The sequence below is a fragment of the Bacillus sp. JS genome (assembly GCF_000259365.1).
Taxonomy (GTDB): domain Bacteria; phylum Bacillota; class Bacilli; order Bacillales; family Bacillaceae; genus Bacillus; species Bacillus stercoris.
On sequence record NC_017743.1, the window covers coordinates 868,441 to 890,713 of the forward strand.

Annotated in this window: 20 protein-coding genes and 1 pseudogene; 12 read left to right on the forward strand and 9 right to left on the reverse strand. The window is 46.6% G+C overall.

What is annotated here, in order from left to right; genetic code table 11:
- Positions 1–6 precede the first annotated feature (6 nt).
- Both MY9_RS04260 and MY9_RS04265 read right to left on the reverse strand, forming a co-directional pair.
- Positions 7–714, reverse strand: coding sequence for a YjjG family noncanonical pyrimidine nucleotidase (locus tag MY9_RS04260; RefSeq protein WP_014663159.1), 708 nt, complete (start codon positions 712–714; stop codon positions 7–9).
- 96 nt (positions 715–810) lie between these two features.
- Positions 811–2,196: an amino acid permease gene (locus tag MY9_RS04265; RefSeq protein WP_014663160.1), complete on the reverse strand. Its 1,386-nt coding sequence runs from the start codon at positions 2,194–2,196 to the stop codon at positions 811–813.
- A gap of 249 nt (positions 2,197–2,445) precedes the next feature.
- Here MY9_RS04265 and yfmT point away from each other — a divergent pair, with 249 nt between their 5' ends.
- The 7 genes and pseudogenes from yfmT to MY9_RS21060 all read left to right on the forward strand — a co-directional run bounded on the left by yfmT (position 2,446) and on the right by MY9_RS21060 (position 9,614).
- Positions 2,446–3,903: a benzaldehyde dehydrogenase gene (gene yfmT / locus MY9_RS04270; protein WP_014663161.1), complete on the forward strand. Its 1,458-nt coding sequence runs from the start codon at positions 2,446–2,448 to the stop codon at positions 3,901–3,903.
- Between the two features lie 469 nt (positions 3,904–4,372).
- On the forward strand, positions 4,373–4,777 hold the full coding sequence (locus MY9_RS22095) for a methyl-accepting chemotaxis protein (RefSeq protein WP_373925650.1): 405 nt from the start codon (positions 4,373–4,375) through the stop codon (positions 4,775–4,777).
- A gap of 134 nt (positions 4,778–4,911) precedes the next feature.
- Positions 4,912–6,801 carry an ABC-F family ATP-binding cassette domain-containing protein gene (locus MY9_RS04280; protein WP_014663163.1) on the forward strand — a complete coding sequence of 630 codons (1,890 nt, stop codon included), beginning with the start codon at positions 4,912–4,914 and terminating at the stop codon, positions 6,799–6,801.
- Positions 6,802–6,923: 122 nt separating this feature from the next.
- Positions 6,924–7,370, forward strand: a complete 447-nt coding sequence (locus tag MY9_RS04285; RefSeq protein WP_014663164.1) for a YfmQ family protein — start codon at positions 6,924–6,926, stop codon at positions 7,368–7,370.
- Positions 7,371–7,495: 125 nt separating this feature from the next.
- Positions 7,496–7,918: a MerR family transcriptional regulator gene (locus MY9_RS04290; protein WP_040083865.1), complete on the forward strand. Its 423-nt coding sequence runs from the start codon at positions 7,496–7,498 to the stop codon at positions 7,916–7,918.
- Between the two features lie 65 nt (positions 7,919–7,983).
- The gene (locus MY9_RS04295) at positions 7,984–9,174 is read left to right on the forward strand and encodes an MFS transporter (RefSeq protein ID WP_014663166.1); all 1,191 of its coding nucleotides are present in this window, start codon (positions 7,984–7,986) and stop codon (positions 9,172–9,174) included.
- Between the two features lie 289 nt (positions 9,175–9,463).
- A pseudogene (locus MY9_RS21060) lies at positions 9,464–9,614 on the forward strand (hypothetical protein).
- A gap of 118 nt (positions 9,615–9,732) precedes the next feature.
- Here MY9_RS21060 and MY9_RS04305 read toward each other — a convergent pair.
- Positions 9,733–11,289, reverse strand: a complete 1,557-nt coding sequence (locus MY9_RS04305) for an ABC-F family ATP-binding cassette domain-containing protein (protein ID WP_014663168.1) — start codon at positions 11,287–11,289, stop codon at positions 9,733–9,735.
- Between the two features lie 174 nt (positions 11,290–11,463).
- On the opposite strand from MY9_RS04305, the gene MY9_RS04310 reads away from it, so the two are divergent.
- Complete coding sequence (locus MY9_RS04310) at positions 11,464–12,594, forward strand: DEAD/DEAH box helicase (protein WP_014663169.1); 1,131 nt, start codon at positions 11,464–11,466, stop codon at positions 12,592–12,594.
- 69 nt (positions 12,595–12,663) lie between these two features.
- Entirely contained in the window at positions 12,664–13,110 is a 447-nt protein-coding gene (locus MY9_RS04315) for a GNAT family N-acetyltransferase (protein ID WP_014663170.1), read from the forward strand.
- A 47-nt stretch (positions 13,111–13,157) separates the two neighbouring features.
- Here MY9_RS04315 and MY9_RS04320 read toward each other — a convergent pair whose 3' ends face one another.
- The 6 genes from MY9_RS04320 to MY9_RS04345 form a co-directional block, all read right to left on the reverse strand.
- Positions 13,158–14,177 carry an NADP-dependent oxidoreductase gene (locus MY9_RS04320; RefSeq protein WP_014663171.1) on the reverse strand — a complete coding sequence of 340 codons (1,020 nt, stop codon included), beginning with the start codon at positions 14,175–14,177 and terminating at the stop codon, positions 13,158–13,160.
- A 104-nt stretch (positions 14,178–14,281) separates the two neighbouring features.
- Positions 14,282–15,082 carry a Fe(3+)-citrate ABC transporter ATP-binding protein YfmF gene (yfmF, locus tag MY9_RS04325; protein ID WP_014663172.1) on the reverse strand — a complete coding sequence of 267 codons (801 nt, stop codon included), beginning with the start codon at positions 15,080–15,082 and terminating at the stop codon, positions 14,282–14,284.
- 12 nt (positions 15,083–15,094) lie between these two features.
- Positions 15,095–16,096 carry a Fe(3+)-citrate ABC transporter permease YfmE gene (gene yfmE / locus MY9_RS04330; RefSeq protein WP_014663173.1) on the reverse strand — a complete coding sequence of 334 codons (1,002 nt, stop codon included), beginning with the start codon at positions 16,094–16,096 and terminating at the stop codon, positions 15,095–15,097.
- Positions 16,093–17,094: a Fe(3+) dicitrate ABC transporter permease FecD gene (gene fecD / locus MY9_RS04335; protein ID WP_040083854.1), complete on the reverse strand. Its 1,002-nt coding sequence runs from the start codon at positions 17,092–17,094 to the stop codon at positions 16,093–16,095. Before fecD ends, yfmE begins: the two co-directional genes overlap by 4 nt.
- 72 nt (positions 17,095–17,166) lie before the next feature.
- Positions 17,167–18,114 (reverse strand): Fe(3+)-citrate ABC transporter substrate-binding protein YfmC, encoded by a 948-nt coding sequence (yfmC, locus tag MY9_RS04340; protein WP_014663175.1) that lies wholly within the window; start codon positions 18,112–18,114, stop codon positions 17,167–17,169.
- A 108-nt stretch (positions 18,115–18,222) separates the two neighbouring features.
- Entirely contained in the window at positions 18,223–18,591 is a 369-nt protein-coding gene (locus tag MY9_RS04345; protein ID WP_014663176.1) for a DUF3212 family protein, read from the reverse strand.
- A gap of 243 nt (positions 18,592–18,834) precedes the next feature.
- Between MY9_RS04345 and MY9_RS04350 the strand changes: the two genes are divergently transcribed.
- From MY9_RS04350 to MY9_RS04360, 3 genes are all read left to right on the forward strand, one after another.
- Entirely contained in the window at positions 18,835–19,182 is a 348-nt protein-coding gene (locus MY9_RS04350) for a general stress protein (RefSeq protein WP_014663177.1), read from the forward strand.
- Between the two features lie 194 nt (positions 19,183–19,376).
- Positions 19,377–20,639 carry a pectate lyase gene (locus tag MY9_RS04355; RefSeq protein ID WP_014663178.1) on the forward strand — a complete coding sequence of 421 codons (1,263 nt, stop codon included), beginning with the start codon at positions 19,377–19,379 and terminating at the stop codon, positions 20,637–20,639.
- Positions 20,640–20,765: 126 nt separating this feature from the next.
- Positions 20,766–22,202 carry an anion permease gene (locus tag MY9_RS04360; protein WP_014663179.1) on the forward strand — a complete coding sequence of 479 codons (1,437 nt, stop codon included), beginning with the start codon at positions 20,766–20,768 and terminating at the stop codon, positions 22,200–22,202.
- Positions 22,203–22,273: the final 71 nt, after the last annotated feature.

The following is a 22,273-nucleotide window of genomic DNA, read 5'->3' on the forward strand; positions in this document are numbered from 1 at the left end:
AGCCGATTAGCAGCTGACGGTATTTTCGATATTCAAAATGTGATATAGCTCTTCAAGCTTACGAATCTCATAGGTTGGGATGATCTCTGGCACATTCGGCTTCATCTCAGGGTTCATCCAGCAAGTATCAAGCCCTGCGAGCTGGCCGCCTTTAATGTCAGCAGTCAACGAATCCCCAATGATTAATGTGTGCTCTGCTGAAAATTGGGGAATCCGTACAAACACGTAATCGAAATATTCTTTCATCGGCTTTTGGAAGCCTGTGTCTTCAGAAACGAAAATGTCCTTGAAGAACGGAAATAATCCTGAGTCACGGAGACGCTTGTATTGTGTGTTAGACACGCCGTTTGTCACGATGTACAAATCAAACTGATGCTGCAGATTAGAGATGAGAGCAAAAGCACCGTCTATTAGCTGATGTCCTTCTTCAAGAAAGCTGCGGTATTTTTGCTCAAGCAAAGCGCCGTCCGCCTCGTAACCGTACTCCTTAAGCAAAGCGGAAAAACGCGTATTCACGACTTCATCCCGTGTTATCTTTCCTTCTTCAAAGGCTCTCCAGAGACCTTGATTGATGGCTTTATATTGCGTTTTTATGTCACTTGTTAAAGGAATGTTTTGATCTTCAAACAGCAAACGCAGGGCCAAAGCTTCTGCCGCTTTAAAATCAAGGATGGTATCATCTACATCAAATAATAAAGTGCGGTATTGTTTCATCTGTGTGTCTTCCCTTCTCATATGTACTCAAAGTATAGCACATAAAAAAAGGAAAAAGCCGGCGGATGAGTGAGGCAGCGCCGGCTGAAAAAGAGATTATTTGTTTAATAAACTGTGTTTTCTCGAATATAGGAAGTAAACCAGCGTTCCGACAGCGATCCAGATGACAAATGAAAGCCATGTGACGCCGGGAAGGCTGTACATGAACCAGAGGCAGATGCCTGCGCTGATAATCGGCACAACCGGAACGAATGGCACTCTGAAGGACGCTTTGATTTCAGGATGTTTCTTTCTTAACACAATGACAGCAATGGAAATGACCGTAAACGCGGCAAGTGTTCCCATGTTCACCAGATGAGCCAGCGTTCCGAGGTTAATAAACCCGGCGATTCCCGCTGCAACGATCCCTGTGAGCCATGTATTGCGAAACGGCGTTTTAAATGACGGATGCACCTTTGCGAACAAGCCAGGCAGAAGGCCGTCTCTGCTCATGGCAAATGTCAAGCGGACCTGAGCGTACAGCAAAGCGAGCATCACCGTCGTAATCCCGATAATCGCACCAACAGAAATAATTCCGGCGACAGCGTCCTGTCCGACGAATTTCAGCGCGAAGGACACCGGATCTCCGACATTCAATTTGGCATAAGGCATCATGCCTGTCAGCACAAGCGATACCGCGATGTACAGAACCGTACAGACGGCTAGAGCTGAAATAATGCCGACGGGCATGTTTTTTTGTGGATTTTTCACTTCCTCTGAAGCGTTAGAAACCGCGTCAAACCCAAGGTACGCGAAGAAAACAGTGGCAGCGCTCAGAATGACGCCTTTCATCCCAAATGGCATAAAAGGTGACCAGTTGTCCGGTTTCACATAGCCGATGCCGACAATAATGAACAATAAAATGATCGCGATTTTCATCAGTACGATGACGTTGTTAAAGCGTGTGCTTTCCTTGACGCCTCTGCTGACAATCGCAGTGATGAGGAGAATGATCACTGCAGCCGGAAGATTAAATACGGCATCCGGCGTGCTTCCCGGCGCTCCTGTCAGTGCAGCCGGAAGATGGAGATTAAAGCCGGCAAGCAGCGATTGAAAGTAGGAAGACCAGCCGGTGGCAACTGCCGACAGTGCAATGACATATTCAAGCATGAGATCCCATCCGATCAAAAAGGCGAGCAGCTCTCCAAGTGTCACGTATGAGTATGAGTACACGCTTCCCGAAATCGGAATGGAAGACGAAAACTCAGCATAACAGAATGCAGCCAGCGCACAGGCGAGCCCTGCTAAAATAAACGATATGATGAGGGCGGGACCTGCACCGGTCGCTGCCACTGTTCCTGTAATGACAAAAATCCCTGTACCGATGACACAACCTATACCGAGCAAGGTTAAATCAAATGCGCTTAACGTACGGGCAAGGCTTTTTGACTTGCTCTGCGCACTCAATGTTTCAAGCGGTTTTTTTCTAAATAATGAACTCATCAAAAGTTCCTCCTGGAAATATTCAAAATATTCTAATCATTATATACAGTTCTTGTTGTATTATATTGTCGAAATTTGACGCAGTCAATAAAATATTTTTCTGCTTTAAACGATAGAAGCGAAACAGCGTTGTCGTATCATAGGATAGCAATTTTTACTAATCTAATATTCAATTTTATGCAGGATGAACCGATAGAAAAAATAGATTCGCCCATATTTTGATTTGCGGTTATAAAGGAGATGCTGACCATGTTTCAATATGAAGAGTTGAATAAACAGTATATCGGCGGGAAATGGCAGGAGGGCAGCAGCCCAAATGTATTGGAAAACAAAAATCCTTATACTCAAAAAACATTCACAACATTCCGTAAAGCGACTGCTGACGATGTAGATGAAGCGTACCGGGCAGCGGCGCTGGCGAAGAAAAAATGGGATGCGGTCAATCCGTTCGAAAAAAGATCCATTCTAGAAAAAGCCGTCACGTATATCGAAGAAAACGAAGAAGCCATCATTTATTTGATTATGGAAGAGCTTGGGGGAACAAGGCTCAAAGCAGCCTTTGAAATCGGTCTTGTCAAAAACATCATAAAAGAAGCGGCAACGTTCCCTGTCCGCATGGAAGGTAAAATTCTTCCGTCCACAATAGACGGAAAGGAAAACAGATTATATCGCGTGCCGGCAGGTGTTGTCGGTGTCATCAGTCCATTTAACTTCCCATTCTTTTTATCTATGAAATCAGTGGCGCCTGCACTCGGAGCCGGCAATGGCGTTGTGTTAAAGCCGCATGAGGAAACGCCTATATGCGGCGGAACGCTGATTGCGAAAATTTTTGAGAACGCGGGAATCCCAGAGGGTCTGCTGAATGTTGTTGTCACAGACATTGCTGAAATCGGAGACAGCTTCGTTGAGCATCCAGTGCCGCGAATTATCTCATTTACCGGTTCTACGAAAGTCGGCAGCTACATCGGGCAGCTTGCGATGAAGCATTTTAAAAAGCCGCTTCTTGAGCTTGGCGGGAATAGCGCCTTCATCGTGCTTGAGGATGCAGATATAGAATATGCGGTCAACGCTGCGGTGTTCAGCCGATTTACACATCAAGGACAAATTTGCATGTCAGCCAATCGCGTGCTTGTCCATTCATCTATTTATGATAAGTTCCTTGAGCTCTATCAGGCAAAAGTGGAATCGCTGAAAGTCGGCGATCCAATGGACCCTGATACGATTATCGGGCCATTAATCAACAGCAGACAGACGGACGGGCTGATGAAGTCTGTTGAGCAAGCAATTGAAGAAGGCGCTGTACCGGTGAAGCTTGGCGGATTTAACGGGACGATTGTGGAACCGACGATCTTAAAAGACGTCAAACCGTTCATGAGCATTGCCAAGGAAGAGCTGTTCGGGCCGGTCGTCTCCTTTATGAAGTTTGATTCAGAAGACGAAGCGGTGGATATCGCAAACGAAACGCCGTTTGGATTGAGCGGTGCCGTACATACGTCAAATCTTGAGCGCGGCGTGGCTTTTGCGAAACGCATTGAAACAGGCATGATTCACGTTAATGACACGACCATTAATGATGAACCGAATGTAGCCTTCGGCGGTGAAAAGCAATCAGGCCTCGGCCGTTTGAACGGTGAGTGGAGCCTTGAAGAATTTACAACGCTGAAATGGATCTCGGTTCAGCACGAAAAACGCAGCTTCCCTTATTAATGAATAGGAGTGAATGGAATTGAGCATAAAAACGGAAAAAGAAACGGCAGATATTCTGGACGCATTTATCAAAGTAGCCCCTTATTTAAACAGCCTGGTTCAGGATGATATTACAATCGGCATTTATGATACGGAAAAGCTGCTCGTGAACATACCGGCCAAAACCTTTTCGCTGAATGTAAAAGCCGGCGATCCGCTGCAGGAAGGGGATATCATCACAGATGCCATCCGCAGCAATCAGAAGAAAACGAGCATGGTTCCGAAAGAATTGTTCGGCTTCCCGTTGATCGCCCGTGCCATCCCGCTCCACGACGAGAATGGAAGAGTCATTGGAGGCGTTGGCCTCGGTACGAGCCTTGAGGAGTCATCAAAGCTGCATGATGTGGCAGAAAGCTTATCGGCTGTTGTTGAACAAACGGCCGCGGCCATTTCCGACATTTCTGAATCAATTAACGGGTTTTCAACTCAAATGTCAGGCATTTCCTCACAGGCGAAAAAAGTAAGCGAAAGCGCCGGTGAAATCGCCGATATTTCAGTCACTGTTAAAGGCATCTCTGACCAAAGCAATCTGCTCGGCTTGAATGCCGCGATCGAAGCGGCAAGAGCAGGGGAGTCCGGAAAAGGTTTCTCTGTCGTTGCAGATGAGATCAGAAAGCTGGCGACGCATTCAAAAGACAATGTCGGCCAAATTGACCAGATTACGAAAAAAATCCACAGCCTGCTAAAAGGGCTGGAGGAATCCATTGAGTCAATCAATCAGCATACAGACGGACAAGCCGCTGCCGTTGAACAAATTTCCGCCACGATGCAGGAGATTTCAGGAAGCGCGCAGCATCTTGCAAAAATGGCAGAAAAAGCGCTTGAGGAAGAGTAAGAGACCGGGGACAAACGTCCCCGGTCTTTTTATTATCCCGCATTTCCATGAAATTCGTCTGACGTTTTACTAGTTTTATTCCAGCGGCTGATTTAAAATGTACACATGAACTTACGTGAGGATTGATAGGAACCATGAGCATATTAAAAGCGGAAAACCTTTATAAAACATACGGAGATAAAACATTATTCGACCATATCTCCTTTCATATTGAAGAGAATGAGAGAATCGGATTAATCGGGCCGAACGGAACAGGGAAATCAACGCTGCTGAAAGTGATTGCCGGCCTGGAATCTATCGAAGAAGGAGAAATCACGAAATCCGGAAGCGTGCACGTGGAATTTCTTCATCAAGACCCTGAGCTGCCCGCGGGGCAAACAGTACTGGAGCATATCTATTCCGGTGAATCGGCTGTGATGAAAACCTTGCGTGAATATGAAAAAGCGTTGCATGAATTGGGGAAAGATCCCGAAAATGAACAGCGCCAGAAACACCTGCTGGCAGCGCAGGCGAAAATGGACGGAAACAACGCATGGGATGCAAACACCCTGGCAAAAACCGTACTGACTAAGCTGGGTGTCAACGATGTAACAAAGCCGGTCAACGAGCTCTCAGGAGGCCAGAAAAAACGGGTAGCCATTGCCAAAAACTTAATTCAGCCCGCTGATCTGCTCATTTTGGACGAGCCGACAAACCATTTGGATAATGAAACGATTGAGTGGCTTGAAGGATATTTAAGCCAATATCCCGGCTCTGTTATGCTGGTCACGCACGATAGATATTTCTTAAACCGTGTCACGAACCGCATTTATGAGTTAGAACGAGGCAGCCTCTACACGTATAAAGGCAACTATGAAGTGTTTTTAGAAAAACGAGCGGAACGGGAAGCGCAGGCTGAGCAAAAGGAAACGAAGCGGCAAAACCTGCTGCGCCGTGAACTGGCTTGGCTCAGACGAGGAGCGAAAGCCCGATCCACAAAACAAAAGGCGAGAATTGACAGGGTAGAAGCGCTTAAAGAGCAGAAAGGCCCTCAGTCATCGGGTTCACTCGATTTTGCGATTGGCTCGCACCGTCTCGGCAAACAGGTCATTGAAGCGGTGAACGTCATGATCGCTTATGACGGCCGCATGCTCGTCGACCGCTTTAATGAACTTGTCATACCGGGTGAACGGATCGGAATCATCGGGCCGAACGGCATCGGGAAAACAACGCTGTTAAACACCCTTGCCGGCCGTCATACGCCGGACGGAGGCGATATTACGATCGGACAGACGGTCAGAATCGGCTACTATACCCAGGATCATAGTGAAATGAATGGTGAGTTAAAGGTCATTGATTATATAAAAGAAACGGCGGAGGTCGTAAAAACAGTAGATGGCGATATCATTACAGCTGAACAAATGCTGGAGCGTTTCCTCTTCCCGCGTTCAATGCAGCAGACGTATATCCGCAAGCTGTCCGGCGGGGAAAAACGCCGTTTATACTTGCTACAGGTTCTCATGCAGGAGCCGAATGTCCTGTTTCTCGATGAGCCGACGAACGATTTGGATACTGAAACATTAAGCGTTCTTGAGGATTACATCGACCAATTCCCTGGCGTCGTCATTACCGTATCCCATGACCGCTATTTCCTTGACCGCGTCGTCGACCGTTTGATTGTGTTTGAAGGAAATGGTGTCATTTCCCGTTTCCAAGGCTCCTACAGCGATTATATGGAAGAGTCAAAAGCGAAAAAAACAACTGAAAAATCGGCTGCTGAAGCAAAACCGGCTGAAGCCGAGCCAAAGAAAAAACGGAAAAAGCTTTCTTACAAAGACCAGCTGGAATGGGACGGCATCGAAGATAAAATTGCTCAGCTGGAAGAAAAACATGAACAGCTCGAAGCTGACATCGCCGCAGCAGGCAGTGATTTTGGCAAAATCCAAGAGCTGATGGCCGAGCAGGCGAAAACGGCGGAAGAGCTTGAGGCTGCGATGGACCGCTGGACAGAATTGTCCCTCATGATCGAAGAACTGGAAAGCTAAAAAGCGTGGCCGCAGCAGGCCGCGCTTTTTTTCACATAATGTACAAAAACGAATCGGCCTGCTTATGATAGGATGGAATTGTGTGTCAGCGGCACATGGAAAACTAACGGAGATGATGAAGTATGACATGGGCGATCGTGATGTTAATTCTCATGAGTCTGGTGAAAATCGTATTAACCTGTCTTCCTACAGGCGTCATAGAATGGCTGCTCAGCAAATTTGAAGTGCACGCCAAGCTTAGTGATGAAAATGCGAGCCTCTCTCTAGACGGAAAACGTCTCGAGGGTACAGAGAAGCAGAAAGTGATTGATCAATTTAACGAAGCTGTCTTCCTGGAGAAATATTATATTTACCCAGGTGACGAAGAGCGTTATTTATATCCGGAAAACGGCGGCACGCCGCTGGTGATAGATACGAAAAAAGGCAAACATGATGTGAGGCTGTTTGTATACCGCTACGATGACCATATCGACGTCGTAAAACAGTACAAGAAGAAAGTGATCGCGTATCGAGTGCTTTCTGAAAGCCTTCAAAAAGAGTCTCTGTCATTGACGGGAAGTTTAGCTTAAACAGGAAAGTGAAAGACGGGTGCTTTATGCTGCTCGTCTTTTTTTATTGCTTTTCAAAAGTTAACGTTTACGTTAAGGTTCAAAAGGTGTATAATGGTAACAGAAACGGCGAAGGGGGATTTACCTTGGAATGGATGAAGATTGATCAAGTGGCCAAAAGAAGCGGGCTGACAAAGCGGACCATCCGGTTTTATGAAGAAATCGGTTTGATTCCGGCGCCGAAACGGACAGACGGCGGTGTAAGGCTTTATTCAGAGGATGATATGGAGGAGCTTGAGAAAGTCATCAGCACAAAAGAGGTGCTCGGTTTTTCCCTTCAGGAGCTTCAGCATTTCATGGAAACCAGCCGTCAGCTAGAGTTAAACAAAGAGGGGTATTTGTTGTCACTGGATCCTAAGGAACGGAAAGAAAAACTGGAGGAAATTCAGGAAACCCTGAATCACCAGCTGGGTTTGATTGATGAGAAAATCCGCACATTCCAAAGCTTTAAAGAACATCTGCAGGGCATGAAAGAAAAAGCGGAACGTGGCATTCAATCAATCGAATGAAAAGTTTGTTAAACGCTATTTTTGTAGCGTTTCTTTTAATGGAATAAAAATGGAGGTCAGGTCAAATGGATAAAACAAAACAAGTGAATCAGAAAACAGGCTTGCTCAGCCAGCCGAAAGCGGTATGGGCTGTCGCGTTTGCCTGTGTGATTTCTTTTATGGGAATCGGGCTGGTCGATCCAATTCTTCCGGCAATTGCCGCACAATTACATGCTTCACCTAGTGAAGTATCACTCTTGTTTACAAGTTATTTGCTTGTTACCGGCTTTATGATGTTTTTCTCAGGAGCCATTTCCAGCCGCATCGGCGCGAAATGGACATTAATTCTCGGACTTATTTTTATTATTGTGTTTGCGGGGCTTGGCGGCAGCTCAAGTTCAATTGCTCAGCTAGTCGGCTATCGCGGCGGCTGGGGATTAGGTAATGCTTTGTTTATCTCCACAGCGCTTGCGGTTATCGTCGGCGTGTCAGTCGGCGGAAGCGCCCAAGCGATTATTTTGTATGAGGCTGCGCTCGGTCTTGGGATTTCTGTCGGACCGCTTGCAGGCGGAGAGCTTGGAAGCATTTCATGGCGCGCACCGTTTTTCGGAGTATCTGTCCTGATGTTTATTGCGTTAATCGCGATTTCTTTCATGCTGCCAAGATTACCGAAACCGGTGAAACGCGTCGGTGTGTTTGATGCGATGAAGGCGCTCAAATATAAAGGCCTTTTAACGATGGCCGTATCGGCATTCTTATACAACTTTGGATTTTTTATTTTGCTTGCTTATTCTCCATTCGTTCTGGATTTGGATGAACACGGTCTTGGATATGTCTTCTTCGGCTGGGGCCTTCTGCTGGCGCTTACGTCAGTCTTTACGGCGCCGCTCGTGCACAAAGCGCTGGGCACAGTGCGTTCGCTCGTCGTTCTCTTTATCGCCTTTGCGGCCATTCTCGTTATTATGGGGATCTGGACAGACCATCAGACTTTGATTATTACATGTATCGTTGTCGCTGGTGCTGTCCTCGGTATGGTGAATACGATCATGACAACCGCTGTGATGGGTTCTGCGCCGGTTGAACGCTCAATCGCGTCTTCAGCCTACAGCTCAGTCCGCTTCATCGGCGGCGCACTCGCTCCGTGGATTGCGGGAATGCTGTCAGAACACTTCACCGCAAGCACACCATATACAGTCGGCGGTATCGTCGTTTTTGTCGGCATGCTTGTCCTTCTCATGGGACGTAAACATCTTGCCGGAATTAAGGCGGGGCATTAATAAAGAAAGACACTGCGCATATGCAGTGTCTTTTTATTTGTTATAATGCATCATAATCGAATTGGCGCAGGAAAGGAAAGTCTTTATGACACAATTTTACTACTTAACAGCTAAAATCCCTTTAGAAACCGGTTTTTTCGGTCAGCAAGAACGGCGTTCGCGGAAAGGGCATCCGCTACGGTCAGGCATTGATGCGGCTGGGATTTATCTTGTAGGAGCTGAGAATGTGTCCGTTCATTTACAATTGCCATTTCAAGTGATGGTTCATGCTGTAGAGGGGACGTTTGCCATGAAGGCAAAGCCTGACGAATATGAACAGAAATGTTTAGAAACGCTCTATCAATACATACACAGCGTCATGAAAAACAGCTTTTCTGTAGAGTGGTTCACCGCTTGGGCTGATGAGGAGGACTTTGAATTGTCTGCCAAAAGAGAGCTGACACTAGATGAATGCACATCGCCATTGCAGCTCATTTTAAAAGACAGAGAGCTTTTGAGAATCGTTCAGAAAAAATGGCAGTAAAAAACCCGCCCTTCAGCAGGCGGGTTTTCTTCGGTTTAAAGCACTTTCGTTGTCCAAGACTCGCAGTTCCATGTTTCTGTCGCGATATCCATATAAAACTCTGGCTCGTGGGAAATAAGCAGAATCGAGCCTTTGTATTCTTTGAGGGCGCGCTTGAGCTCTTCCTTGGCATCGACATCCAAGTGGTTTGTCGGCTCATCGAGCACCAGCAGGTTTGTTTCCGAATTGATTAGCTTGCACAATCTGACTTTCGCTTTTTCGCCTCCGCTTAATACGGAGACGCGGCTTTCGATATGCTTTGTCGTCAGTCCGCATTTTGCCAGTGCGGCACGGATTTCATACTGCGTATAAGAAGGGAATTCGCTCCATACCTCTTCAATGCACGTATTGTTGTTTGTTTCCTTGACCTCTTGCTCGAAATAGCCGGTATAGATGTGCTCGCCGCGTTCAACCGAACCTTCGAGCGGCTGGATCTCGCCAAGTAAACTTTTCAGCAACGTCGTTTTTCCGATCCCATTCGCGCCGTAAAGGGCGATTTTTTGGCCGCGCTCCATGCGGAGGTTGAGCGGACGGGACAGCGGGGAATCGTAACCGATCACGAGATCCTTCGTTTCAAAAATCAGCTTGCCTGACGTTCTCGCCGGCTTGAAGTGGAATTCCGGCTTTGGCTTTTCTGCCGCAAGCTCGATCATATCCATCTTATCGAGTTTCTTTTGGCGGGACATCGCCATGTTTCTCGTGCTGACACGCGCTTTGTTGCGGGCAACGAAATCCTTCAGCTCTGCGACTTCCTGCTGCTGCTTTTTGTAGGCCGCTTCAAGCTGCTGTTTCTTCACCTCGTAGACTTCCATAAACTGATGGTAGTCGCCGACATAGCGTGTCAGCTCTTGATTTTCAACGTGATAAATCAGGTTGATGACGCTATTTAAGAACGGAATATCGTGGGAAATCAGGATGAACGCGTTCTCGTATTCCTGCAGGTAGCGTTTCAGCCATTCAATATGCTGTTCATCAAGATAGTTGGTCGGCTCATCGAGAAGCAGAATTTCAGGCTTTTCAAGAAGCAGCTTGGCGAGAAGAACCTTTGTGCGCTGTCCGCCGCTCAAATCGGTGACATCGCGCTCTAAACCGATATCACTCAAGCCGAGGCCGCGGGCGATTTCTTCCACTTTGGAATCAATAACATAAAAATCATTGTTCGTCAGCGCGTCTTGAATCACGCCGACTTCTTCAAGCAGCTTCTCGAGTTCGTCGGGATCAGCTTCACCCATTTTGTTGTAAATCTCGTTCATTTCCTCTTCCATCGCAAATAAATAATGGAACGCGTCTTTCAGGACGTCACGAATGGATTTTCCTTTTTCAAGCACGGTATGCTGGTCAAGATAGCCGACACGGACATTTTTTGACCACTCGACTTTTCCCTCATCAGGTTCAAGCTTTCCGGTAATAATATTCATGAAGGTTGATTTTCCTTCACCGTTTGCGCCGATCAGCCCGACGTGCTCGCCTTTTAACAGGCGGAAGGAGACGTTATTAAAAATGGCCCGGTCCCCGAAGCCGTGGCTTAAATCCTTTACAGATAAAATACTCATGTTTACACCTCTATCGTTTATCAAACACGCTCAATCGGCGTGTAATATTCACCCTTTTGATTATAAAGGAGGATTCGGAATGTTGAAAGGTATAGGAAAGAAAAAGAAAAATTGCGTTCCGGGCGAGGTTTTGAGATACTATGGAGTAGATTTCAGGAATTGAGGAGAACGAAAATGACGCAAACTTGGCCATTTTTACATAATGCACAATCATTTATACAAGAGAATTGGAATGCTTCCAGCTTTCAAAAGCCAACTCCTGTACAGGAGCAGGCTGCCCAGCTGATCTTGGACGGAAAGGATGTCATCGCGGAATCGCCGACAGGCACAGGGAAGACGCTGGCGTATGCGCTGCCGGTCTTGGAGCGGATCAAGCCGGACCAGAAGCATCCGCAGGCAGTCATTTTAGCGCCTTCGCGTGAGCTGGTCATGCAGATTTTTCAAGTGATTCAGGATTGGAAAGCGGGCTCAGAGCTGCGCGCCGCTTCCTTAATCGGCGGGGCGAATGTGAAGAAGCAGGTTGAAAAGCTGAAAAAACACCCGCATATCATCGTCGGCACGCCAGGCAGGGTATTTGAACTGATTAAAGCAAAAAAACTCAAAATGCATGAAGTGAAAACGATCGTGCTTGATGAAACGGATCAGCTTGTCCTGCCGGAGCATCGCGAAACGATCAAGCAAATCATTAAAACGACATTGAGAGAGCGCCAGCTTCTATGTTTCTCTGCCACGCTCAAAAAGGAAACAGAGGACGTGCTCCGCGAATTGGCGCAAGAGCCTGAGGTGTTGAAGGTGCAGCGAAGCAAGACGGAAGCCGGGAAAGTGAAGCATCAATATCTCATTTGCGACCAGCGTGACAAAGTAAAGCTGCTGCAAAAGTTGTCAAGGCTTGAAGGCATGCAGGCGCTCGTATTTGTGAGAGATATCGGCAACCTGAGTGTATATGCCGAAAAGCTGGCATATCACCACGTTGAACTCGGCGTTTTGCACAGCGAAGCGAAAAAAATGGAGCGGGCTAAAATCATTGCCGCATTCGAAGACGGAGAGTTCCCGCTTTTATTGGCGACTGACATTGCCGCACGCGGCTTAGACATTGAAAACCTGCCATACGTGATTCATGCTGATATTCCTGATGAAGATGGCTATGTCCACAGATCAGGACGAACAGGCCGGGCCGGAAAAGAAGGCAACGTGCTGAGCCTTGTGACAAAATTGGAGGAATCAAAGCTGAAAAAAACGGCGAAGAAGCTTGGTGTTGAGCTGAGTGAAGCTGTGTATGCAGGCGGAAAACTGAAGACGAAATAAAAAGGAGGGCGAAAAGCCCTTCTTTTTTGTTGTAAAATAATAGAAAAGGTTTCGCTCGGAGGTGGGAAGATGGCTTCAATAGACAGGTTTCAAGCAGTGAAAGAGCCAGAGCTTAAAATCCTTGAACACTGGTTTGAAAATGAGGATACCAGGCGGAGAATGGATGGGATGCTGCCATTAGATGAGTGGTATGCACGAGTAAATAAAGATGAACACGATACCATCATCATGGCGTATGATGGGCAGCTGCCGGCAGGAATGGCCGTTATTGAGTTCGGGGAGGAGCGGACGTATATTGGATTGATCGTCAATCCTTTGTACCGGCTTCAAGGGTACGGGAAACGGATATTACAAAAGCTGCTGACCGAACCTGATTTTACTAAAGTGCGGGAATGGGTGGCATGCATTGAAGAAGACAATCGAATCAGTTTAGCCTGCTTTCAGGCAGCAGGGTTCATTTTGGAGGACACGAAACCAGATGAAGATGGTTTTCTTACGCTGATTTTTCGCAGCTGACCTCAATAAACACAAAAGGAGGGCAAAAAGCCCTCCCGTTTTCATCTTCAGCTCGGATCGCTGACCTTGATCAGCTGTTTCCCTTTATTTTCTCCCTTAAATAAGCCGAGAAACGCATCAGGAATATTTTCGAAGCCTTCTATGATGGTTTCCTCGTAATGGAGTTTACCAGCCTTCAGCCATTCGGCCAGCTGTTTTGCTCCCTCAGGAAAACGATCGGAGTAGTCGCTGACGATAAAGCCTTGCATCAGCGACTTGGTTTTAATCAGCTTTGATTGCACACGCGGGCCCATGTCATCTGCTTCGCTTTCTGCATTGTAGGAAGAAATGGCGCCGCACACCGGAATGCGGGCAAATTCATTGAGCAGATTCATGACCGCGTCTGAAATCGGTCCGCCGACATTGTCAAAATACACATCGACACCGTCAGGACATGCGTCTTGAAGCGCTTTTTGGATATCATCCGCTGTTTTGTAATTGATGGCTTCGTCAAACTGAAGCTTCTGTTTTAAATAGTCGATTTTTTCATCAGAGCCCGCGATACCGACAACTCGTGCGCCTTTGATTTTGGCAATTTGCCCGACTGTTGAACCGACGGCTCCCGCAGCTCCGGAGACAACCACGGTTTCGCCTTCCTTCGGGCGCCCGATGTCCAGCAATCCGAAGTATGCCGTTAAGCCGGTCATCCCCAAAATGCCGAGATAGGCAGAAGCGGGAGCAAGGCTTGTATCAATTTTTCGCAAGGCAGACTCGCTTACCGCGGAATATTCCTGCCAGCTGAGGTTTCCGATGACGATATCGCCTTTTTTTAGATGATTCCCGTCTGACACAACTTCAGCGATAACCCCGCCAGAGAGCGCTTCATTTAAAGCGAATGGCTCAACATATGATTTCGTATCCTGCATACGGCCGCGCATATAGGGATCAACCGATATATATAGCGTTTTGACAAGCACTTCCCCTTGCTTCGGTTCAGGAACCGGAACGGTTTCAAAGCGAAAGTCTTCATGAACAGGAACACCTTGCGGACGTCTTGCTAATTGAATTTGCTGCTGAGATGCTGTCATTTTCATCCTCCTATCACTTGGTTGACACCACTGTAACATGGACAGGAGAGGAAATACAAAAGGTAAGCTGGCAAAATAAAAAGGAGAGGATCTACCTCTCCTTTTCATTTCGCCCGTAATTTCGGGCACAGTCCCGTCGGCAGGCACATTGGCTTCTGGTCGATCGGGCTTCTCATGATGCAGCATTCCAAGCCGAAGACTTCACGGAAAAATGGCTGGGTAAATACATCTTCCGGCGTTCCGGCATTATATATTTTTCCATCCAGCACACTGATCAGATAGTCAGCATATTGAGCGGCTTGGTTTAAATCATGGAGCACCATGACAATGGTGCGGCCATGATCGCGGTTCAGCTTTTTCAGCAGCTCAAGCACTTCAATTTGATGTGAAATGTCTAAGTACGTGGTCGGCTCATCAAGCAAAAGCAAATCGGTTCCTTGGGCAAGTGCCATGGAAATCCAAGCTCTTTGTCTTTGGCCGCCTGAGAGGGCATCAAGTGTCCGATCCTTCAGTTCAATCATACCTGTTGCTTCCAGCGCCCACTCTACCATGTCGTGATCCTCTTGCGTATGCTTGGATAACAGCTTTTTGTGAGGATGTCTGCCGAAATAGCATAATTCCTCTACCGTTAATCCTTCAGGAGCCTGAGGAGCTTGTGGAAGAATGGCCAGCTTTTTTGCGACTTCTTTTGACGGCTGGCGGTGGATGTCTTTCCCTTCTAATAGCACTGTACCGCTTTTCGGGGCCATCAGCCTGGCGAGCGATTTGAGGATTGTTGATTTACCGCAGCCATTAGCGCCGATGAGCGCAGTGATTTTTCCTTCTTCTATCTTTAAGTCGACTCCGTCAATAATCACTGTGCTGTCATATGAAAGAGTGAGCTGGTCTGCAGCCAGTTTTCCCATGGTATCCTCTCCCTACTGTTTCCTCGCTTCGAATTTCAATAAATATAAGAAATAAGGCGCGCCAATCACGGCTGTCAGTATTCCGGCAGGTATTTCAACCGGAGGCATGAGGCCGCGCCCTAGAGTATCTGCAATTAATAATATAATAGCACCAATCAATGCCGATGCAGGCAGTAAATATTTAGCTTTTTCTCCGGCAAGCCGTCTGGCAATATGCGGAGCAAGCAAGCCGATAAAACCGATTGAGCCGACGACGGCTACACAGCTTCCCGCCAGCGCAACCGCGGTGAAAATCAGGATGAATCTCAGCCGGTTTGCGTTTTCTCCGAGACCCTGCGCAAGCTCATCACCGAGTGACATAAGATCCAGCTTCGGTATGAGAATGCAGACGATCGGAAAAAGAATCAAAAGCCATGGCGCAAGCAGCTTGACTTCTTCCCAGTTTCTTCCCCAGAGGCTGCCTGTCAGCCAAATGAGTGCAGCATTCACGTCGCCCGGAAACTTGACCATCATATATTGCATTCCGGCGTGGCAGACCGCGCCTAAGGCAATGCCTGATAAAGCCAGTGAAGAGGGCTGAATGCTCTTTTTTCGGGCTATCATTAACAATAGTACAGCAATAATGGCTGCTCCGGCAAATGCGGAGAACGGAAGCACGTATACCGGCGACTCAGGAAAGATGAGAATCACAGCCATCGCCGCAAGTCCAGACCCTTTTGAAATGCCGACAACGTCCGGGGAAGCAAGCGGATTTCGGATCACGCCCTGTAAAATCGCTCCGGCAGCGGCGAGACCTGCACCGGCCAGAATCGCTAAGATAATGCGGGGAAGCCGATATTGCTGGATGATAAATTCAAAGGAATGATCCAGACCCAGCAAATTCGTCACCACCGCCTCAGGTGAAATGTATAATGCACCGATTCCGATGCTGATGACGGACAGAACGATCAAAATCACGGCCAATATGATTATCGCCAGCAAGGGGCGTTTTTGTTTTCTGGTTGTTTTCTTCATTTCAGGTGTCGCCCTTTCCTTGCCAAATATAAGAAAAACGGCGTTCCGATAATCGCGGTGACAATGCCGACCGGTGATTCATAAGGAAATGCAATCCATCTGGCCAGAACATCTGCGTACACCAGCAAAATGGCACCGAACAGTGCCGAAAACGGAAGCACGTATTGATAATGTTCTCCGATCAGCTTGCGGACAATATGCGGGACGAGCAGCCCGACAAAGCCAATCGGCCCGGCGACGGCTACGGAAGCGCCGGAAAGGATTAAAATAATCAAACTGATCAGAATCCGGATGCCGTTCATATTTTGTCCAAGCCCTTTTGCTGTTTCGTCTCCGAGACCGAGAACAGAAATAGAACCGGAAAATACGAGAGCAAGCCCGATGCCAATGACAGAAAACGGAGCGATGGTCAAGACGTCCTGCCAGTTGCTGCCGTCGATTGCGCCTGTCATCCAGTACAGAACATCCTCACCTGACTCATTTAAAATAATGATGGCCTGTGTCATGGAGGAGAGGAACAAGTGCACGGCCATTCCTGACAGCGCCAGTTTGACAGGTGTCATGCCGCCGGATGAGGCAATCATATACACAATCGCGCCGCCTGCCGCCGCACCCGCAAAAGCGAAAAGAACAGAAGAATAGGGCGATGCCGGCAGAATGACGAGAGAAGCAACGACAAAAAGCGATGCACCCGCATTCACACCGAAAATTTGGGGTGAAGCCAGAGGATTTCTCGTCATAGCCTGCATCAGCGCCCCTGCTACAGCTAGGCTGGCGCCGACAAAAACGCCGATTAATGTGCGGGGAAGGCGAAGAGTAGAGATGATGAGCTGTTCCTTTGAACCGTCCCATACAAAAAGATATTTCAATGAATCTATGATGCCGATGTCTGAGGCTCCTACTGAAAGATTCAGCCCAAGCCCAAATATAAAAATGATCAGTGCAATGATGAACATCATCAGTCTTGATGATGAGCGCCGTTTGGCTGAATGATACAACAGTCTCACTTCCTTACTGCGTCTGGTTGCAAAAACGAAGAAGCAAGGATTTCCCCTCGCTTCTCATTTGTCCTATTTATTATACACTTTTTTAAGCACATCTTTGGCGCTTGTTTCACTAGACTTGATGCCTCTGAATCTTGTCCAAGTGTCACGGTCCGCATCATAGACTTGTCCATTTTTCACCGCTTTGAGATTTTTCCAGAGCGGGTTCGTTTTCCACTCGTCTACAATGGTCTTGCCTTCGTTGGCTGAGATGAACAAAATATCAGGATCGATTTTGCTCAATTGCTCGAGGCTGACCTCTTGATAGGCGTTATCTGACTTCACAGCGTGTGTAAAGCCGAGCATTTTAAAGATTTCTCCGTCATAGGATGATGATGTATGAAGCTGGAAGGAATCCGCTCTTGCAACGCCGAGAACGATGTTGCGGTTTTCATCTTTCGGAAGTTCGGCTTTCAGGCCGTTGATGACTTTTTTGTGATCGGAAAGCTTTTCTTTTCCTTCATCTTCTTTATTTAATGCTTTTGCAATGGTTGTAAAGCTGTCGATTGTTTCGTCATATGTCGCTTCACGGCTTTTTAATTCAATCGTCGGGGCGATTTGTTTCAGCTGTTTATAAATGTTTTTATGGCGCTCAGCGTCAGCGATGATTAAATCAGGCTTCAAGGAACTGATGACCTCAAGATTCGGTTCGCTGCGTGTGCCTACAGATGTGTAATCAATGGAGCTGCCGACAAGCTTTTTAATCATATCTTTTTTGTTGTCATCGGCGATGCCCACCGGCGTCATGCCGAGATTGTGAACGGCATCCAAGAATGAAAGCTCAAGCACAACCACCCGCTTAGGTGTGCCGCTTATTGTCGTTTTTCCTTCTTCGTCATGGATCACTCTGGAATCCTTAGACTTGCTTTCGCTGCTTCCGTTGTTATTCTGGCTTGATGAACAGCCGGATACAATGAGGCAGGCGAGCAATAAAACACTCATGATGGCAATCAACTTGTTAGAATAGGTGCGCATGTCATTCTTCCTTTTTTTAGTTTTAGTAATGAGAATCATTATCACATGTAACACTATAATAGCATGGCTTATCATGTCAATATTTTTTTAGTAAAGAAAGCCGCTTTTTCACTGCTTTCTCATAAAAGCATCATCAGATACAAATAAGTGGTATGCAGCGTTACCGTGTCTTCGAGACAAAAACGCATGGGCATTGGCTTTAGAGGTTTCGAACATCTCAGCAGTGACATAAGGGAGGAGAGTGTTGAGATAACCGGACAATTTCGTTTCTATTTCGTCCGCAAGCGCAAACTCAATATCGCCGATATTCATAATAATCGAGAAAACAAAGTCGATATCGATATCAAAATGCTCCTCGGCAAAAACTGCAAGCTCGTGAATTCCTGGCGAACATCCGGCACGCTTATGGAAAATCTGTTTGACTAAATCACTTACAATCCAAGCATTGTATTGCTGTTCTGGTGAAAAATATTGCATTAGACATACCTCCTGCTCGTACGGATAAAGGCAGCAATTCATGGTCGTGTGCTCCGTGCAGCGGCTTCTCTTAGATTTTGACTTTTCTGAAAATGGGTCCCGGTCCTATCACTTTACCATGGACGGAAAATAAATAGCTACTACCATTCTTCCTGTTTTTCTCTTCAATGTTCTGGAATCTGTTTCAGGTACAGACGAACGGGTATGAAAGAAATATAGAAAACAAGAAGGAGGAATATCGAAATGAAACCAGTTGTAAAAGAGTATACAAATGACGAACAGCTCATGAAGGATGTAGAGGAATTACAGCAAATGGGTGTGGCGAAAGAGGATGTATACGTCTTAGCTCACGACGATGACAGAACGGAACGCCTGGCAGACAACACGAATGCCAACACGATCGGAGCCAAAGAAACAGGTTTGAAGCACGCAGTAGGAAATATCTTCAATAAAAAAGGAGACGAGCTCCGCAATAAAATTCACGAAATCGGTTTTTCTGAAGATGAAGCCGCTCAATTTGAAAAACGCTTAGATGAAGGAAAAGTGCTTCTCTTTGTGACAGATAATGAAAAAGTGAAAGCTTGGGCATAAAGCAGGGGAAAAAACCAAAAGGCCAATTGACGGCCTTTTGGTTTTTTTTGCGGTCTTTGCGGCGGATCTTCTGCAGAATGCCGCAATAAGATAGCGGAACATTTTCGGTTCTGGATGTCCCTCAATTTGCTATTATATTTTTGTGAGAAACTGGAATAAAATCTCACAAAACAGAAAATGGGGGTACATAGTGAATGAAAAAAGTGATGTTAGCTACGGCTCTGTTTTTAGGGTTGACTCCAGCTGGCGCGAACGCAGCTGATTTAGGCCACCAGACGTTAGGATCCAATGATGGCTGGGGCGCCTACTCAACCGGTACGACAGGCGGATCAAAAGCGTCATCTTCGAATGTATATACCGTCAGCAACAGAAACCAGCTTGTCTCGGCATTAGGGAAGGATACCAACACAACACCAAAAATCATTTATATCAAGGGAACGATTGACATGAACGTAGATGACAATCTGAAGCCGCTTGGCCTAAATGACTATAAAGATCCGGAGTACGATTTGGACAAATATTTGAAAGCCTATGATCCTAGCACGTGGGGCAAAAAAGAGCCGTCGGGCACACAAGAAGAAGCGAGAGCACGCTCTCAGAAAAACCAAAAAGCACGGGTCATGGTGGATATTCCTGCAAACACGACAATCGTCGGTTCAGGGACTAACGCCAAAGTCGTGGGCGGAAATTTCCAAATCAAGAGTGATAACGTCATTATCCGCAACATTGAATTCCAGGATGCCTATGATTATTTTCCGCAATGGGATCCGACTGACGGAAGCTCAGGGAACTGGAACTCACAATACGACAACATCACGATAAACGGCGGTACGCACATTTGGATCGATCACTGTACGTTTAACGACGGCTCGCGTCCGGACAGCACATCACCGGAATATTATGGAAGAGAATATCAGCACCATGACGGCCAAACGGATGCTTCCAACGGTGCTAACTATATTACGATGTCTTACAACTATTATCACGATCATGATAAAAGCTCCATCTTCGGATCGAGTGACAGCAAAACCTCTGATGACGGCAAATTAAAAATTACGCTGCATCATAACCGCTATAAAAATATTGTCCAGCGCGCGCCGAGAGTCCGCTTCGGGCAAGTGCACGTGTACAACAACTATTATGAAGGAAGCACAAGCTCTTCAAGTTATCCTTTCAGTTACGCGTGGGGAATCGGAAAGTCTTCTAAAATCTATGCCCAAAACAATGTCATTGACGTACCGGGACTGTCAGCTGCTAAAACGATCAGCGTATTCAGTGGGGGAACGGCTTTATATGACTCAGGCACATTGCTGAACGGCGCACAGATCAACGCATCGGCTGCAAACGGGCTGAGCTCTTCTGTCGGCTGGACGCCGTCTCTGCATGGATCGATTGATGCTTCTGCTAATGTGAAATCGAATGTTATAAATCAAGCGGGTGCGGGTAAATTAAATTAAGAAAGTGAAAAACACAAAGGTTGCCAACCTTTGTGTTTTTTAATTAATTAAAATGTTTATTAACTTAGTTAAGGAGTAGAATGGAAAAGGGGATCGGAAAACAAGTATATAGGAGGAGACCTATTTATGGCTTCAGAAAAAGACGCAGGAAAACAGTCAGCAGTAAAGCTTGTTCCATTGCTTATTACTGTCGCTGTGGGACTAATCATCTGGTTTATTCCCGCTCCGTCCGGACTTGAACCTAAAGCTTGGCATTTGTTTGCGATTTTTGTCGCGACAATTATCGGCTTTATCTCCAAGCCCTTGCCAATGGGTGCAATTGCAATCTTTGCATTGGCGGTTACTGCACTAACTGGAACACTATCCATTGAGGATACATTAATCGGATTCGGGAATAAGACCATTTGGCTTATCGTGATCGCATTCTTTATTTCCCGGGGATTTATCAAAACCGGGCTCGGTGCGAGAATTTCGTATGTATTCGTTCAGAAATTCGGGAAAAAAACCCTTGGACTTTCTTATTCACTGCTGTTCAGTGATTTAATACTTTCACCTGCCATTCCAAGTAATACGGCGCGTGCAGGAGGCATTATATTTCCTATTATCAGATCATTATCCGAAACATTCGGATCAAGCCCGGCAAATGGAACAGAGAGAAAAATCGGTGCATTCTTATTAAAAACCGGCTTTCAGGGGAACCTGATCACATCTGCTATGTTCCTGACAGCGATGGCGGCGAACCCGCTGATTGCCAAGCTGGCCCATGATGTCGCAGGGGTGGACTTAACATGGACAAGCTGGGCAATTGCCGCGATTGTACCGGGACTTGTAAGCTTAATCATCACGCCGCTTGTGATTTACAAACTGTATCCGCCGGAAATTAAAGAAACACCGGATGCAGCGAAAATCGCAACAGAAAAACTGAAAGAAATGGGACCGTTCAAAAAATCAGAACTTTCCATGGTTATTGTGTTTCTTTTAGTGCTTGTGCTGTGGATTTTTGGCGGCAGCTTCAACATCGACGCAACCACAACCGCATTGATCGGTTTGGCCGTTCTCTTATTATCACAGGTTCTGACTTGGGATGATATCAAAAAGGAACAGGGCGCTTGGGATACGCTCACTTGGTTTGCGGCGCTTGTCATGCTGGCCAACTTCCTGAATGAATTAGGCATGGTGTCTTGGTTCAGTAACGCCATGAAATCCTCAGTATCAGGATTCTCTTGGATTGTAGCATTCTTAATCCTAATTGTTGTGTATTTCTATTCACACTATTTCTTTGCGAGTGCGACAGCACACATTAGTGCGATGTATTCTGCATTTTTGGCTGTCGTCGTGGCAGCGGGCGCACCGCCGCTTTTAGCAGCGCTGAGTCTCGCGTTCTTCAGCAACCTGTTTGGATCAACGACCCACTACGGTTCTGGAGCGGCCCCGGTCTTCTTCGGAGCAGGCTATATCCCGCAAGGCAAATGGTGGTCCATCGGATTTATCCTGTCGATTGTTCATATCATCGTATGGCTTGTGATCGGCGGATTATGGTGGAAAGTACTAGGAATATGGTAGAAAGAAAAAGGCAGACGCGGTCTGCCTTTTTTTTATTTTCACTCCTTCGCAAGAAAACGGATTTTGAAAAA

What these genes read in the sequence shown, in the direction of transcription:
- MY9_RS04260 (WP_014663159.1), bottom strand. Translation starts at nt 714, where the DNA reads ATGAAACAATACCGCACTTTATTATTTGATGTAGATGATACCATCCTT.
- MY9_RS04265 (WP_014663160.1), bottom strand. Translation starts at nt 2,196, where the DNA reads ATGAGTTCATTATTTAGAAAAAAACCGCTTGAAACATTGAGTGCGCAG.
- yfmT (WP_014663161.1), top strand. Translation starts at nt 2,446, where the DNA reads ATGTTTCAATATGAAGAGTTGAATAAACAGTATATCGGCGGGAAATGG.
- MY9_RS22095 (WP_373925650.1), top strand. Translation starts at nt 4,373, where the DNA reads ATGTCAGGCATTTCCTCACAGGCGAAAAAAGTAAGCGAAAGCGCCGGT.
- MY9_RS04280 (WP_014663163.1), top strand. Translation starts at nt 4,912, where the DNA reads ATGAGCATATTAAAAGCGGAAAACCTTTATAAAACATACGGAGATAAA.
- MY9_RS04285 (WP_014663164.1), top strand. Translation starts at nt 6,924, where the DNA reads ATGACATGGGCGATCGTGATGTTAATTCTCATGAGTCTGGTGAAAATC.
- MY9_RS04295 (WP_014663166.1), top strand. Translation starts at nt 7,984, where the DNA reads ATGGATAAAACAAAACAAGTGAATCAGAAAACAGGCTTGCTCAGCCAG.
- MY9_RS04305 (WP_014663168.1), bottom strand. Translation starts at nt 11,289, where the DNA reads ATGAGTATTTTATCTGTAAAGGATTTAAGCCACGGCTTCGGGGACCGG.
- MY9_RS04310 (WP_014663169.1), top strand. Translation starts at nt 11,464, where the DNA reads ATGACGCAAACTTGGCCATTTTTACATAATGCACAATCATTTATACAA.
- MY9_RS04315 (WP_014663170.1), top strand. Translation starts at nt 12,664, where the DNA reads ATGGCTTCAATAGACAGGTTTCAAGCAGTGAAAGAGCCAGAGCTTAAA.
- MY9_RS04320 (WP_014663171.1), bottom strand. Translation starts at nt 14,177, where the DNA reads ATGACAGCATCTCAGCAGCAAATTCAATTAGCAAGACGTCCGCAAGGT.
- yfmF (WP_014663172.1), bottom strand. Translation starts at nt 15,082, where the DNA reads ATGGGAAAACTGGCTGCAGACCAGCTCACTCTTTCATATGACAGCACA.
- yfmE (WP_014663173.1), bottom strand. Translation starts at nt 16,096, where the DNA reads ATGAAGAAAACAACCAGAAAACAAAAACGCCCCTTGCTGGCGATAATC.
- yfmC (WP_014663175.1), bottom strand. Translation starts at nt 18,114, where the DNA reads ATGCGCACCTATTCTAACAAGTTGATTGCCATCATGAGTGTTTTATTG.
- MY9_RS04345 (WP_014663176.1), bottom strand. Translation starts at nt 18,591, where the DNA reads ATGCAATATTTTTCACCAGAACAGCAATACAATGCTTGGATTGTAAGT.
- MY9_RS04350 (WP_014663177.1), top strand. Translation starts at nt 18,835, where the DNA reads ATGAAACCAGTTGTAAAAGAGTATACAAATGACGAACAGCTCATGAAG.
- MY9_RS04355 (WP_014663178.1), top strand. Translation starts at nt 19,377, where the DNA reads ATGAAAAAAGTGATGTTAGCTACGGCTCTGTTTTTAGGGTTGACTCCA.
- MY9_RS04360 (WP_014663179.1), top strand. Translation starts at nt 20,766, where the DNA reads ATGGCTTCAGAAAAAGACGCAGGAAAACAGTCAGCAGTAAAGCTTGTT.